The sequence below is a fragment of the Stenotrophomonas sp. YJH_SMC_53 genome, from assembly GCF_059369995.1.
Genome location: NZ_JCAFTF010000010.1, coordinates 1 through 13925 on the forward strand (window position 1 = coordinate 1; position 13925 = coordinate 13925).

The 13925-nt window shown below is 67.5% G+C and carries 11 protein-coding genes; 3 read left to right on the forward strand and 8 right to left on the reverse strand.

The window, feature by feature from the left end:
* Window positions 1-579: 579 nt before the first annotated feature.
* Entirely contained in the window at window positions 580-1767 is a 1188-nt protein-coding gene (locus tag AC5P7X_RS15630) for a benzoate/H(+) symporter BenE family transporter (RefSeq protein ID WP_053496758.1), read from the forward strand.
* A gap of 9 nt (window positions 1768-1776) precedes the next feature.
* Here AC5P7X_RS15630 and AC5P7X_RS15635 read toward each other — a convergent pair whose 3' ends face one another.
* The 6 genes from AC5P7X_RS15635 to egtB form a co-directional block, all read right to left on the reverse strand.
* The gene (locus tag AC5P7X_RS15635; protein WP_053496757.1) at window positions 1777-2322 is read right to left on the reverse strand and encodes a DUF2628 domain-containing protein; all 546 of its coding nucleotides are present in this window, start codon (window positions 2320-2322) and stop codon (window positions 1777-1779) included.
* A 71-nt stretch (window positions 2323-2393) separates the two neighbouring features.
* Window positions 2394-3164, reverse strand: coding sequence for a DUF2628 domain-containing protein (locus AC5P7X_RS15640; RefSeq protein ID WP_053496756.1), 771 nt, complete (start codon window positions 3162-3164; stop codon window positions 2394-2396).
* Window positions 3165-3190: 26 nt separating this feature from the next.
* Entirely contained in the window at window positions 3191-4081 is an 891-nt protein-coding gene (locus tag AC5P7X_RS15645) for a D-hexose-6-phosphate mutarotase (protein ID WP_053496762.1), read from the reverse strand.
* A 40-nt stretch (window positions 4082-4121) separates the two neighbouring features.
* Entirely contained in the window at window positions 4122-5390 is a 1269-nt protein-coding gene (locus tag AC5P7X_RS15650) for a lytic murein transglycosylase (RefSeq protein WP_053496755.1), read from the reverse strand.
* Between the two features lie 83 nt (window positions 5391-5473).
* On the reverse strand, window positions 5474-6448 hold the full coding sequence (egtD, locus tag AC5P7X_RS15655) for an L-histidine N(alpha)-methyltransferase (RefSeq protein WP_206621052.1): 975 nt from the start codon (window positions 6446-6448) through the stop codon (window positions 5474-5476).
* A complete protein-coding gene (egtB, locus tag AC5P7X_RS15660; RefSeq protein ID WP_053496753.1) occupies window positions 6445-7716 on the reverse strand; it encodes an ergothioneine biosynthesis protein EgtB in 1272 nt (423 codons plus the stop codon). The genes egtD and egtB overlap by 4 nt, the downstream gene beginning before the upstream one ends.
* A 166-nt stretch (window positions 7717-7882) precedes the next feature.
* Here egtB and AC5P7X_RS15665 point away from each other — a divergent pair, with 166 nt between their 5' ends.
* Window positions 7883-9163, forward strand: a complete 1281-nt coding sequence (locus tag AC5P7X_RS15665) for a GGDEF domain-containing protein (RefSeq protein WP_053496752.1) — start codon at window positions 7883-7885, stop codon at window positions 9161-9163.
* Window positions 9164-9166: 3 nt separating this feature from the next.
* On the opposite strand, the gene AC5P7X_RS15670 is transcribed toward AC5P7X_RS15665, so the two are convergent.
* Window positions 9167-9559, reverse strand: a complete 393-nt coding sequence (locus tag AC5P7X_RS15670) for a YchJ family protein (RefSeq protein ID WP_495215120.1) — start codon at window positions 9557-9559, stop codon at window positions 9167-9169.
* A 102-nt stretch (window positions 9560-9661) separates the two neighbouring features.
* Here AC5P7X_RS15670 and AC5P7X_RS15675 point away from each other — a divergent pair, with 102 nt between their 5' ends.
* A complete protein-coding gene (locus AC5P7X_RS15675) occupies window positions 9662-10441 on the forward strand; it encodes a sulfite exporter TauE/SafE family protein (protein WP_206621051.1) in 780 nt (259 codons plus the stop codon).
* Window positions 10442-10530: 89 nt separating this feature from the next.
* On the opposite strand, the gene AC5P7X_RS15680 is transcribed toward AC5P7X_RS15675, so the two are convergent.
* Window positions 10531-13911 (reverse strand): ATP-binding protein, encoded by a 3381-nt coding sequence (locus AC5P7X_RS15680; RefSeq protein ID WP_053496750.1) that lies wholly within the window; start codon window positions 13909-13911, stop codon window positions 10531-10533.
* Window positions 13912-13925 lie beyond the last annotated feature (14 nt).

Consider the following 13925-nt stretch of genomic DNA (forward strand, 5'->3'; position numbering starts at 1 on the left):
ATTAATAGTTGCTTGATCAAACGTCTGCAAGATGGACAATCATCCTTCCTGCAGGCGCCTTCACAAGATACCTGCGCATACTTTCAAAGATCCGGGGAAGTGGCCTCAGCGCCGTTCCCGTGTGCTGCGAAGTTTCCTTCGAAGCGAGCCGCCCATTATAGCCGGCTTTTCTGCTCCGTCAACACCTTTTTTCAAGGCCGTCTCACCGGAGTGGACGTTGTTGCCGATGCTGCTTCGTCGTTGGGCCCGAAGGCCTTTCGTCGTTGCGAGCCGCCTATTATGCCGGACTTTTCGAGTCCGTCAACACCTTCGTTCGATCAACTCGTTCGTCGGTGGTGGCGTCGCTGTTCGCGTGTCGTTTCCGGAGAAGCGATGCGCTGCAGCAAGGGGGCGAATTCTAGAGATCCTGCAGATTTCGTCAAGGCTTTTTTTGCACGGTGATGACAGAAGCATCGCGACATCACGCATGACGTACGCTCGAAGATCACTGCGGCGTTGCCCGCGCGTTGCGCGGTCAACGCCGCAACCCCTATCAATGCAGGGATGCACAATGCAGGGATGCACAGTGGAGACAGAGCAATGAGCATGCAGGTGCGGCGCGCATGGTGGCGCGATCTTTCGATGCCAGCCATCGTCGCTGGCTTCATTACGGTGCTGGTCGGCTTCGCCAGCTCAGCCGTGATCGTGTTCCAGGCCGCACAGGCCGTCGGCGCCAACCAGGCGCAGATCGCCTCCTGGATGTGGGCGCTGGGGCTGGGCATGGGCGTGACCTGCATTGGCCTGTCACTGCGCTATCGCGTGCCGGTGGTGACGGCGTGGTCGACCCCGGGCGCGGCGATGCTGGTGGTGGGTGCCGGCGGCGCGTCGCTCGCCGAGGCCACGGGCGCATTCCTGCTGGCCGCCGTACTCAGCTTGCTGGCGGGCTTCTCGGGCATCTTCGCCCGACTGATGCAACGGGTGCCGATGGCGCTGGCCGCCGGCATGCTGGCCGGTGTCCTGCTGCGCTTCGGGCTGGATGTGTTCGTGGCCATGAATACCCAGCTGGTGCTGGCACTGGCGATGTTCACCACCTGGCTGGCCGGGCGCAGGCTGTTCCCGCGCTATGCGGTGATCGCCACGTTGCTGGTCGGTATCGCCGTCGCCGCGAGCCACGGCCTGCTGCACGCCCAGCAGGTGCATCTGCAGCTGGCGATCCCGCAGTGGGTGACGCCCTCCCTGTCATGGACCGCCGTGGCCGGCATCGCCCTGCCCCTGTTCGTGGTCACCATGGCCTCGCAGAACATTCCCGGCGTGGCGGTGATGCGCGCATCCGGCTACGACGCCCCGGTGTCACCGCTGATCGGCTGGATCGGTGTGGTCAATACACTACTGGCGCCGTTCGGTGCGTACGCGCTGAACCTGGCCGCGATCACCGCCGCGATCTGCATGGGCCGTGATGCACATGAGGATCCGGCACGCCGCTATACCGCGGCGATGGCGGCCGGTGCCTTCTACATTGTCGTCGGGCTGTTCGGCGCCACGGTGGCCGCACTGTTCGCGGCCTTCCCCAAGGAGCTGGTGGCCTGCGTGGCCGGTATCGCCCTGTTCGGCACCATCGGCAACAGCCTGGCCAGTGCGCTGGCGGTAGAGCGGGACCGCGAGGCGGCACTGGTCACCTTCCTGGTCACCGCCTCGGGCGTCTCACTGGCCGGCATCGGCTCGGCGTTCTGGGGGCTGGTGGCCGGTGGGCTGTGCCTGCTGGTATTGCGGGCACGGGCACCAGCCTGAGCAAACGTGTCAGGCCGCCATGCGGGCGACGGTGTTGATCACCCCGACAGCCGCCAAGCCGATCACCACCGCCCAGACGCTGGTCCCGCCACGACGCTGCAGTTCGGTACGGATGCGGTGGTGCTGCCCGGCGTGAGCAGCCTTCACTTTGCCCAGCAGCCGCGTGCAATAGCGCAGGTACAGGGTATTGGCGGTCATCGCGATGGCAAACCGTGGCACCGCCAGCAACACCACCATGAGCAGCGGATTGGCACGGGCCGCCAGCAGCGCGATGCCGAACAGGACCAGCTCGAAGAGGATGGCCGCCAGGTACATTTTCCGGTGCAGCAGCCAGTAGGTCGGCACCAGGAAGGCGGGCCAGTGCCACGGCCGCGGCGGCTTCGGCACTGGGCTGTCCAGGTGCCAGCGCTGGCGGTAGAGCGCTGCGTTGGGCCCCACGAGGAGGTTCAGATCGTCCGCGTCGGATGGAGCGGTCGCACCGTCCACCTCTGCAGCAGGCGCGAGATAGGGATTGTCATCCGTCGGAGAAACCGGCGGGGTATCCAGATGATTCATGTCGGCGATTCCATGCCCGGGATGAACCCGCAGTAGCGGCAGGCATCGGTGAATCTGAACCTGCTCCGGTCTCAGCCTGCCATTGCCTGGCCGACGAACATCGCCGCAACGACAATGATGGCAACCATGGCTGCGGCCGCTGCATTGGTATCACCCCGCTTGGACAGCTCGCTGCGCAGGCGTGCCTCGTCATCGCCCGCCAAGGCGCGCGCGCGGGCGATCTCACGCTGGCAATGCGCCAGGTACCAGCGATTGGCATACACCGCAGCGGTGACGTTGATCGCAAGGGTGATGACCATCGACACGCCTTCCGGTACGCCCAGCAACGCCTCGGCGATACTGAAGAACACCAGCATGCCAGCCCAGATCGCCGCCAGCCGGTACATCCGCCGGTACACCATCCAGATCACGCCGATCAGGAAGGCCGGCCAGTGCCAGGTGCCGTTGCCCTCGGCGATGCCCTGGTCCAGCCGCCAGCGTTGTCGATAGATCGGGAAGTTGCCGCCGACCACGGCGGCGTACAAGGCGATGTCGCCTTCCAGCTCCGGCACGGTCGCGGCCACGGGCGAAGCGGCGGGTGCACGGTAGGGGTCGGACGGATCAGCGGTCCGGGTATCGCTGACGGTGACCGCCGGCACCGGTTCAACCGGCGAGGGGTTCGGAGCCATCTGCGCCAGCGAAGGATCCAGTTCGGCCAGTGGCCGCCACGATGCCATCCCTACGCGCCACAGCAGCGTGCGTGCGGTTACGGTGCCGTCCTGCTGCAACCGGCGCAACCCGGCCAGGTCCACCGGCCCTTCGCTCTGCTTGCTGTTGGCGTACCACCACTGTGCTTCCTGCATGCCATCCATTCCTGTCGATCCCATCGCTACTCTGAAACTCCCGCCACGGCCTGCAGCGGTTCACTGGCCAGCACCTGCACAAGCTGGTGGCGCGTGCCGGGTGCAAGGGTAATCTGCTCTGGCCCGGCGTTGGCCACTTCCAGGCACACGTAATCGTGCCAACCGTCGCCGACATCGGCCATCTTCGCCGCTGCCTCCATGCCCGGGTTCCAGGCCACCAGGGTCTGGCTGCCTTCGCTGCGGATCTCGATCCGCCGCTGCAGGACGGGATCGCGCAGCACGTAGTGGCCGCCGACACCGGTATAGATGCGGTCGCTGCGCCCCGGATCGCGCGGGTCACGCAGCGACCAGGGCCCCTGCTGCTGGCGCAGCTGCGCGCCGTCCTCGTACTTGTCCAGGTAGTGCAGGCCGTCGAGGCCATCGACCTCGACACGAGTGGCATCGCCGACCCGGAAGTAGCTGTGCAGGGCCTGGGTGAAGGTCACCGGCGAGGTTCCGGTGTTTTCGGTGACGAGCTGCTGGCGCAGCTGGCGGCCGACGCGCAGCTGCATCTGCAGGCGCAGGCCGGGATCGGCGCAGGGCGCAGGTGCCAACTGCAGCTCTACCTCGCCGTCATCGCTCCGGGTGGCCTGCAGAAGCTCCCAGCGTGCGGTACGTACCAGGCCATGCGCCGGTGCATCGGCGCTCTTGCCCTGGCGACCGAACCACGGCCAGCACACCGGGACGCCGCCGCGGATGGGCGTGGGCAGCTCGGCGCGCGTGGGCGAAAGCCACAGCAGATCGGGCTGCCCATCGGGAATGAACGACAGCAGCTGGCCACCAAACACACTCACGACCGCTGTGGCATTGGCGGTTCGCACCTGCCAGGCCTCCAGGCCGTGATACAGGCCGGTGCTGATGTCCGGATTCGACTGCATGCGATGACGCTCCTTGAAGACCGCGGCGATGATGTCGCGGTCAACGTGCCGCCGGCAAGGCATTCTGCCCAGCGGGTGCGATGGCGGCCGCCTCTTCCTGCAGCGTGCGCAGGATGCGCTGGCCTGCGCGGCCGTCCACCTCGCTCCAGCCCAGGCGCTGCTGCTCGGCCTGGATCGCGCGACGCGTGGCGGTACCGATCATGCCGTCGGCGGCACCGATGTCGTGGCCGCGGGCCAGCAGCAGGGTCTGCAGCTGGCGGCGCTCATCGCGGCCCAGGCCTGGATCGTCGGTCGGCCAGGCGGTAGCCAACCCGGTGCCGCCGCGCAGCTGGTCAGCAAGCGTCGCGATCGCCAGCGCATAGCTTTCGGCAGCGTTGTAGCTGTAGATCGCGTCGTAGTTGCGGAACACCAGCAGCGCCGGGCCCTTGTTGCCGGCCGGCAGCAGCAGGGCGGCGCGCGCATCCGCCGGCAGGTTGGCCGGAGCCAACGCGCTGCCATCCAGCGCGGTCACGCCCTGCGCGCGCCAGTCGGCCAGGGCGCGACGCTGGGTGCGGCCGGCCTGGCTGGCGTTGAAGCCGGCGGGCACACGCACCTCCATGCCCCATGGTTCGCCACCGCGCCAACCGGCACGCTTGAGATAGTTGGCGGTGGAGGCCAGCGCATCGGGAATGCTGCCGACCAGATCGCGGCGGCCATCGCCATCACCATCCACGGCGATGCGTGCATAGGTGCTGGGCATGAACTGGGTGTGCCCGAAGGCACCGGCCCAGGAGCCGGTGAGCCCCTGTGCCTGCAGGTCGCCGCGGTCGATCAGCGTGAGCAGCGCCAGCAGCTCACCGCGGAAGAAAGGTTGGCGGCGGCCGGCGCACGACAGCGTGGCCAATGACTGCAGCAGCGGGCGCTTGCCGAACACGCGGCCGTAGTCGCTCTCCACGCCCCAGACCGCGACGATGGTGGCCGGATCGACGCCATACTGGGCCGACACACGATCGAGCAGGTCGCGGTGCTGCTGCAGCAGGGCGCGACCATCAGCGACGCGCTGGCGATCAACCAGCGCGGCCAGATAGTCCCAGATCGGCGTGGTGAATTCGGGCTGTGCATCGAGCAGGCCGAGCACGCTGGGGTCCGGGGTGAGCCCGGCGGTGATCTCGTTGAAGCGGTCGGCGCCGATGCCCTGGGTCGCGGCGGTGGCCTGCAGGCCCGCCAAGCAGCGGCTGAACGCCGGATCGGTGCTGGCGGCCGAAGCCGCAGGCAGCGTCAGGGTCGACGCAAGGGCGGCCGCCAGGCCGAGCGTGGTCAGAACAGGCATGGCGTCCTCCGTGTTGCCGTTGCACGGCCATCTTAGGGGTAGCGGTGCCGCCGAACCTGAAGGGGCACCGGCTGGCCACCACCTCAGGCGCGGCGCAGCAAGCGCAGGCCATAGGCGGGGCTTTCGGCATCCCATCGCTGCGCCACCTGCAGGCCCGCCTGCCGCAACAGCGCGTCGAAGCTGTCATCGGTGTACTTGTGGCTGTACTCGACGCGGATGGGTTCACCGGCGGCGAAGTGGAAAATGTGGCCATCCAGGTGGACGTCCTGTGCCCGCTGGCTGACCAGATCGGTCTCGATGCGCAACCGCGCAGAGCTGTAGCGTGCACGATGACGGAAGCCATCGAGATCGAAGTCGCTGCCGATCTCGCGGTTCAGGCGGGCCAGCAGGTTGAGGGTGAATGCGGCGGTGACGCCCTGCGCATCGTTGTAGGCCGCCTCGATCAACGCCGGGTCCTTGTGCAGGTCGATGCCGACCAGGGCCAGGCCATCACGCCCCATGGTCTGGCGCATCGCGCGCAGCAGCGCGACCGCGTCCTCGCCTTCAAAGTTGCCCAGCGTGGAACCCGGGAAGAACAGCAGCCGTCGCGCGGGTTCGCGTTCGGGCATGGGTACGGCGACGGGACGGGTAAAGTCGGCACAGACCGGCAGCATCTCCACCTCGGGCAGCGCCGGGGCCAGATGGTCGATGCTGGACAGCAGCGCGGCACGCGAGATTTCAATCGGCGTGTAGGCCACCGGGTCGTGCAGGGCGGCCAGCAGCAACGCGGTCTTGCGGCCACTGCCGCTGCCCAGCTCCACCACGTGCAGGTGCGGCCCGACGCTTCGGGCGATGTCCGGCAGTACCCGTGAAAGCAGGGCCAGCTCGGTACGCGTGGGGTAGTACTCGGGAGTATGCGTGATCTGCTCGAACAGGCGCGAGCCGCGTGCATCGTAGAAGTACTTGGACGGCAGCTGGCGGGGCGTGCGCAACAACCCGGCCACCACGTCGGCAAGGATCTGCTGGCGGCCGGGAGTGAGATCGGTCAGCGCCTGCAGCGCGTCCTGCACCGTACTCATGCGAGATCCCTGGCCAGGCGCAGCCCGGAGAACTGCCAACGCGCCGGGGGCATGAAGAAGTTGCGGTAGCTGGCACGCACGTGGCCACGTGGCGTGGCGCAGCTGCCACCGCGCAGCACCCATTGCCCGCACATGAACTTGCCGTTGTATTCACCGAGGTTGCCGGCGAAAGGGCGAAAGCCCGGATAGGCGCCATACGCGCTGTGGGTCCATTCCCATACATCGCCGAACAGCTGCCGCAGCCCACTGCCCTGCCCCGCCCGAGGGTGCAGCTGATCGTCGTCGGCAAAATGGCCACGCAGGGGCTGCGACGCAGCGGCGGCTTCCCACTCGAACTCGCTGGGCAGGCGCGCACCAGCCCAGCGGGCGCAGGCATCGGCCTCGTAATAGCTGAGATGGCAGACCGGCGCATGCGGGTCCAGTTCTCGCCAACCGCCGAGGGTGTACTCGCGCTGCAGGGCATCGTCCCAGTACAGCGGGTGCTGCCAGCCCTCGGCTTCGCGCAACGCCCAGCCTTCGCTCAGCCACCAGCGCGGCTCGCGGTAGCCGCCAGCCTCGATGAAGGCGAGGTACTCGCCATTGCTGACGGGACGCTCTGCCAGTGCGTGTGCAGCCAGCAGCACGCGGTGCGGCGGCGATTCGTTGTCGTAGGCGAAGGCGGTGTGCTGCGGCCAGGCTGCGGCGCCAATGGTAATGATGCGTTCGGGTAATTCGATCCAGCCCTGCGCACTGGCAGCGCTGGTGGCAGGCTGCAGGTCATCACGGTAGGCTGGCTGCAACGGATTGCACCAGAACGCATGCTTGATGTCGGTCAACAGCAGTTCCTGGTGCTGCTGTTCGTGCTGCAGGCCCAACTGCAGGTGCTGCAGCGCCTGCTCATCAAGGTCGCCTGCCGCCAGTCGCGATTGCACCTGTGCATCGACCTGCTGGCGGTAGTCGCGCACCTGCTGCAGCGAGGGCCGCGACAACAGGCCGCGTTGCGGCCGCGCGTGCGCCGGACCGATGCTTTTGTAGTAACTGTTGAAAAGATAATCCCAGGCTGGATCACGCGCCGGCGCACTGGCGAATCCTGCCAGCACGAAGCGTTCGAAGAACCAGGTGGTGTGGGCCAGGTGCCACTTGCTGGGACTGGCGTCGGCCATGCTCTGCAGCATGGCGTCCTCTGCACTGAGCGGTGCGGCCAACTGCAGGCTGCGGGCACGAACACGTGCGAAGTGGTGGGCGAGGTCGTGCTGCGGGGCAGCGACGGCGGTGGGTACGCTGTCCATGCCTACAGCATCGGCGCAGTGCGGTGAGTGCGACGTCATGGCGGCACACTGCCCCATTCACATGGTTGCGGGCGTACCTTTTCAAGAAGCGCGTGTTCAAGAAGCGGGTGAGGACGCCGCTAACGGCAGTGTTGCGGCCGCATCGTCACCGCACTGGACTTCCTGCGTGCCCCTGCATCCACTCCGCCAGCCTGCGCATTACCTGTTCGTGCTGCCCGCCGTGCTGGTCGTCCTGGTGCTGTGGATGGCACTGGGCACCGAGGATGTGGCCAGCCCGGCCCAACGCATCCTGCCCTGGCTGCTGGCCTGCCTCGGCGCGGGCCTGGCCCTGCTCTACCACCAGATACGCACGTTGTGCCTGCTGCTGGTCGTGGCGGTGGTGTTCGCCCTGCTGCACCGGGACGTCGGGGGCTACCTGCGCAGCGGCCATGTCGACGCCTTGACTCCGTTGCGCTTCCACGCAATCTCGGCCTGGGTGCCGCTGCTGTTTGCCGGGCTGGCAGTGTGGCCGGAACGCGGACGCCGACGCCAGGACCTGCTGCTGCGCAGCGTGGTCTGCGGCGCGGCCCTGGTGATCTTCCTGCTGCTTGCGGCACAACAGCCGCAGGGCATGCACGATCTGCTGTCGAGCCGTCACTGGGCCTGGATTCCCGCCGACTGGAATGCGCTGGCGCAGCTGCCGGCGCTGCTGTTCCTGCTGGCGAGCGCAGCGCTGGGCTGGCAGGCGTGGCGGCATCCGCGGCCACTGCACACGGCGATGCTGCTGGCCCTGCTGTGCCTGTGGTGGATGTTGCCGCGGATCTTCCTGCAGCCGGTACTGCTGCCGGCGCTGAGCAGCGCCGCCCTGCTGCTGATGCTGGGCGCGATGCTGCAGGAATCCTTCCACATGGCCTTCCGCGATGAGCTGACCGGCCTGCCCGGGCGGCGGGCGTTCAACGAGACCCTGCAGCGGGCGCGCGGCACCTACAGCATCGCGATGGTGGACGTGGACCACTTCAAGTCGTTCAACGACACCCACGGCCACGATACTGGCGACGACGTGCTGCGCCTGGTGGGGTCGCGGCTGGCGCGTGTCGGCGACGGTGGCCGAGCGTTCCGCTATGGCGGCGAGGAATTCGCGGTGGTGTTCCTGGACCGCCCAGCGGCGGCCTGCATCGAGGCCGTCGAAGCACTGCGGCAGAGCATCGAGGACACCCGCATGCAGCTGCGCGACCGCAGCACCCGCAGCCGTGACGACGAAGCTGGCCGTCAGCAGCGCGGACGCGGCGGCACCGGCCAGGTGGTGCAGGTGACGGTCAGTATCGGGCTGGCCGACAGCCGCGTGGATCCGCGACCGACGGCAGTGCTCAAGGCCGCCGACCAGGCGCTGTACATGGCCAAGGACGGCGGTCGCAACCAGGTCCGCGCGCACGGCGGCCAGCGCCTGCTGGCTGCATCCAGTGCGTAGGGCTCAGACCGCGTCGAGGTAATACCAGCGGCCGTCGATGCGCCGGAATCGGCTGTGCTCGGTCATTTTCACCGCGCTGCCGCCGCCGATGCGGTAGCGCGCGGTGAAGCGCACTTCAGCACTGTCTGCGCCGGTGACCGCGTGGTCGTGCACGGTCAGGCCCAGCCAATGGGTGCGCTGGCCTGGCGCATCGTCCAGCGACAACTCGGCCGGACGCGTATCCGGATGCCAGGTGTGGCGCAGGTAGTCGGCCAGGCCCCGCACATAGGCGCTGTAACGCGAACGCATCAGGCGCTCGGCATCGGGCGCGGCTTCGCCGGCATGAAAACGACCACAGCAGGCGGCATAGTCGGCGGGAAGGCCACAGGGGCAGGGCTCAGCGGGTTTTCGGCTCATGCCGCCATTGTCGCCGGGTTGCGGGGATTGATCCACGCGCGGCGGGAGTCACCTGGAGCAGGACAGGCGTATGCTGTCGCGCCCCCACCTTGATTGATCGCCGTGCTGGATCTGGTTCCCCCTGAGTTGTGGTGGCTGGTGGTGATCGCCTTCATCGCCGGTCTTGTGGATGCCGCCGTGGGTGGCGGTGGCCTGGTGCAGCTGCCCGGCCTGTTCACGGTGCTGCCGCAGCAGACGCCGGCGATGCTGTTTGGTACCAACAAGTTCAGTTCGATGTTCGGTACCGGTGCGGCTGCATGGCGCTATGCGCGCAATGTGCGCTTCCCGTGGAAACCGGTACTGTTCGCGGCCGGCACGGCCTTCATCTTCTCCTTCGCCGGGGCCACTGCGGTAAGCCTGCTGCCCAAGGACGCGGTGCGCCCACTGGTGCTGGTGCTGCTGATCGCGATGCTGGCCTACACGCTGTGGAAGAAGGACTTCGGCGCGTTGCACCGGCCCCAGGAGATCGGCCGCCGTGAACTGGTGATCGCGCTGGCGATCGGTGCGGCGATCGGCTTCTACGACGGCTTCTTCGGGCCGGGCACCGGCAGCTTCCTGATCTTCCTGTTCGTGCGCTTCTTCGGCCTGGATTTCCTGCGAGCCTCGGCGGCGTCGAAGGTGGTGAACCTGGCGACCAACGTGGCGGCGATCTCGTTCTTCGTGCCGACCGGAAACATCCTGTGGTTGTTTGCGCTGCCGATGGCCACAGCCAACATCATCGGCTCGGTGGTGGGCACGCGCCTGGCGCTGAAGGGCGGCACGCCGTTCATCCGCAAGCTGTTCGTGGGGCTGGTGGTGGTGCTGATCGCGCGGATGGCGTGGGATACGTTCCGCGCTGCGTGAATGCGGTTGCCGGCCAGCGGCCGGCACTACCGAACCCCGCCCATGGGTAGTGCCGGCCGCTGGCCGGCATTCCCCTTCAATCGGCCGGGTCAGGCCTCGGCTTCTTCCGGTTCGTTGGCCTGCTGGCGGCTGCGCTCGGGCAGCTTCAGGCGCTTGCCCTCTTCGTCGTACTCGATCAGCAGCACGCCGGAGTCGTGACGGCCGCTGATTTCGACGAAGCAGGCGCCGCCGATGAACGGTTCCAGCGTCATCACCGACTTCAGCGGGGTGGCAACCACCATCTGGAAGCCGAAGTTGTCGAAGATGTTCATTGCCAGTGCGGTGAACTCGTTGTCGGCCTTGTCGAAGGCCTCGTCGAGCACGACCGCGGCGTAGCTGGGCAGCTGGCTGTCGGCGCCGCCGAGCTGGTAGCGCAGCGCAGCCGCCAGGCAGGTCGTGGCCAGCTTCTGGCGCTGGCCACCGGACTTGCCGGCGCCGCTGCGGTAGATCTCGACCTGCTGGCGCGTTTCCGCATCCAGCTCGACGCCGATGAACTCCACGTGCATGCGCACGTCCAGCACCAGCTCGCGCCAGCGCTTGTCCTCGCCTTCCTGCGAGCCCAGGCGGTTGACCAGCTGGCGCAGCACGGTGAACTGCGACTCGGCCAGCTCGCGCTGCTCGGTCTGCTGCTGCGACAGCACCTCGCGCAGCTGCAGGTGGAACTCAGCGACCTCCGGCAGGCGGCGGTCGCTCAGTTCGATGGTCAGCAGCGTGCCACGGTTGAACGGCACCTGCTCCAGGCTGGCGTTCACTTCGTCCAGGCGCTGGCCGATCGACTTGCGGGCTTCGGCACTGTGGCGCTGCAGGGCCAGCAGGTTGTTCTTGCTCTGGTTCTGCAGCAGGTCGAAGAAGCGCTCTTCGTGCTGTGGCAGGCCGTCGCGTTCCAGCCGTTCGAGGCGTGCGAGGAAGTCCTCGGCCGAGGCCACCGACACGGTGAAGTCGCCCGACTCCTCCGGCCACTGCTGGATGAAGCGACGGAAGCAGCCGATCAGCTGGTTCTCGATGCGGTTGAGGTCCTGCTGCGAGGACGACAACTGCTCGTTCAGCGCGTTGCTGACCTGGCGCATGTGCGCTTCGAGCGTTTCCAGGCTGAGCGGCCCCTGTTCCTGCAGGCGCTCGGCGAGGCCGGCTTCCTGCTCCTGGGCCAGGCTCGGCAGCACCAGTGCGCGGCTCTGCTGGCGCGCGCGGTCAAGGCGATCACGTTCCTTGACCAGCTGGCCGCGCTCGACGCGGACGTCTTCATAGGTGCGGCGGGACTGCTCGATGTCGGCGCGCACGGCGTCGATCTGCTTGGCCAGCTTGGCGAGATCGGCGTTGCCTTCGCGCAGGTCGCGCAGGGTGGCTTCGATATCGCTCAGGCGCTGCTGCGGAGCGGCGATGTCGATCTCGTTCCAGCTGATGCTGACCAGCTCGTGGCATGCCAGGCGGCGTTCGTTGTCGCGATCACGCTGCCCGCGCAGGCGCGCGATGTCGGTCTCGCAGCTGGCGATGCGCTTGGCCAGTTCCTGTGCTTCGCGCTCGAAGGCGCCCACCTTGTCGTGGTTGTTGAAGCCGAGGATCCAGCGACGGCGGTCGCCCACCGCACTGCGGTCGTCTTTCTCGAAACGGTCGCCGGGATGCTTGACCTGGCCTTCGCGGGTGATGCCGCGGTCGACGTTGCGCAGCTGCTTGGCATCCACGCATTCGTAGTCGAAGCGCTTGCCCAGCTCGCGGCGCAGCCAGCTTTCGAATACATGCTCGCGCAGTTCAAGCTTGTGCAGCAGCGACTTCGCCGACGGCTCACGGGCGAATGCATCATCGTTGCGGCGCACGCGGTAGTAGGTGAAGCGCATGCCAAGGTGGGTACGGTTCACCCATTCGGCGACGTCGTTGTAATGCTTGTCGTCGACCAGCAGCGACAGCGCGAAGCCACCCAGCACGCGCTCGATGGCACCCTGCCAGCCCTGCTCTTCCGAGCGGACCTGGATCAGCTCGCCGACGAAGGGCAGTGCCGCCTCGGCGATGCCGGTTTCCTCGGCCAGGCGCGCGCGCAGCTTCTGCATCGGCGCCGGGATGTTGGAGGGCGTGCGCTGCATCGCTTCAAGTTCGGCACGGACCTCGCCGAAGCGGCGCTCGTCATCGCGCTTGCCGCCCAGGCGGTCACTGATCGCGTCGTCCAGTGCCGAGGAGGCACGCTGGCGGTCCTGCAGCTCGTTCTGTGCGCGCTCGACCAGTTCGGCGAAGCCATGGGCGTCGTCCGGCAGTTCGGCCCCCAGCTGCTGCGCCGCCTGGCGTGCCTGCTCGCGCTTGGCCTGACGGCGGTCGCGCTCGGCTTCGGCACGACCCTGCTCGCGTTCCAGTTCCTCGATGCGCTCACCGCCCTGCTGGCGGCGCTGCAGCTCCAGTTCGGCCAGGCGCTCGGTGTGATTGTCCAGTGCGGCACGGCGCTGCGCTTCTTCGCCAAGCAGGCCGCGGTCTCGCACGTCCATCTCGCGCAGGCGCGCCTCGATCAGCGCTTGGCGCCGGCTTTCGCGGAAGCTGTCCACACCGAGCTTCAGCGCTTCGTCGTCGCCACGACGGCGGTGCATTTCCTTCAGATCGTTGTAGTAGGCGCGCGCCGGCAACAGGGTTTCCACCTGACGGCGGGCAGTGACCACCGCCTGGTGCGCGCCATCAAGCTCGGCGAAGTCGCTGACCAGGCGCTCGGCGGCGTCGAAGGTCTTCGGCGTGTCGAGCATGAAGTCGCGCAGGAAGACGTTGAGGTCGCCCAGGTTCTTCGCCGACTGCGTCTTGTGCAGCAGGCGCAGCGCCATCTCGTTGTCGATGCCGAGCAGGTCGCGGAAACGCTCGGCGTAGCCGGAGAACGTGTCGAAGTGGTGCAGGTCGGGCAGCTTCTGCTTCAGCTTGCGCAGGTCCAGGTCGAAGCCGCCGAGGTCCTTGGCGATGTCGAACGGGCGCTCGGCGATCATGTAGTGCTTGCGCACATCGCCGGCCGAGGTGCCGTTGCCGGAGATCCACAGCAGGCGCACCAGGCTGACCACGCGGCCATCGCCGGCGCGGTATTCCAGCACCAGCGCGGTCCAGGTCGCGCCCTTGCGCAGGTACTGGGTGGCGATTTCGCCGGTGCCGCTGTCCTGCTGGTCGGCCCACGCGCCGCGCACGTAGGACACCAGGTTGCGGTCGCGGCCACTGCGCTCGGCTTCACGTGCAGCGGCGTTGAAGTCGACGATGGCCGGTGGCGTCAGCAGCGCGGACATGGCATCGAGCAGGGTCGACTTGCCCGAGCCGGAGCGGCCGACGAACAGGAAGCCGCGCTCGGCGATCGGTACTTCGGTCAGGCCGTTGAAGGTGCCCCAGTTGTGCACCTGCAGGCGGCGCATGCGGAACTGCTGCAGGCGCGGGTCCGGCAGGCCTTCGTTGAACAGGGCGGGAGTGTGCTTGGAGATAGCCATGCGATGGTCGGGTC

Bases quoted from the DNA above. Each gene is read 5' to 3' on its own strand.
- AC5P7X_RS15650 (WP_053496755.1), bottom strand. From the start codon at position 5,390: ATGCCTGTTCTGACCACGCTCGGCCTGGCGGCCGCCCTTGCGTCGACC.
- AC5P7X_RS15635 (WP_053496757.1), bottom strand. From the start codon at position 2,322: ATGAATCATCTGGATACCCCGCCGGTTTCTCCGACGGATGACAATCCC.
- AC5P7X_RS15645 (WP_053496762.1), bottom strand. From the start codon at position 4,081: ATGCAGTCGAATCCGGACATCAGCACCGGCCTGTATCACGGCCTGGAG.
- AC5P7X_RS15630 (WP_053496758.1), top strand. From the start codon at position 580: ATGAGCATGCAGGTGCGGCGCGCATGGTGGCGCGATCTTTCGATGCCA.
- AC5P7X_RS15640 (WP_053496756.1), bottom strand. From the start codon at position 3,164: ATGCAGGAAGCACAGTGGTGGTACGCCAACAGCAAGCAGAGCGAAGGG.
- egtD (WP_206621052.1), bottom strand. From the start codon at position 6,448: ATGAGTACGGTGCAGGACGCGCTGCAGGCGCTGACCGATCTCACTCCC.
- AC5P7X_RS15680 (WP_053496750.1), bottom strand. From the start codon at position 13,911: ATGGCTATCTCCAAGCACACTCCCGCCCTGTTCAACGAAGGCCTGCCG.
- AC5P7X_RS15670 (WP_495215120.1), bottom strand. From the start codon at position 9,559: ATGAGCCGAAAACCCGCTGAGCCCTGCCCCTGTGGCCTTCCCGCCGAC.
- egtB (WP_053496753.1), bottom strand. From the start codon at position 7,716: ATGGACAGCGTACCCACCGCCGTCGCTGCCCCGCAGCACGACCTCGCC.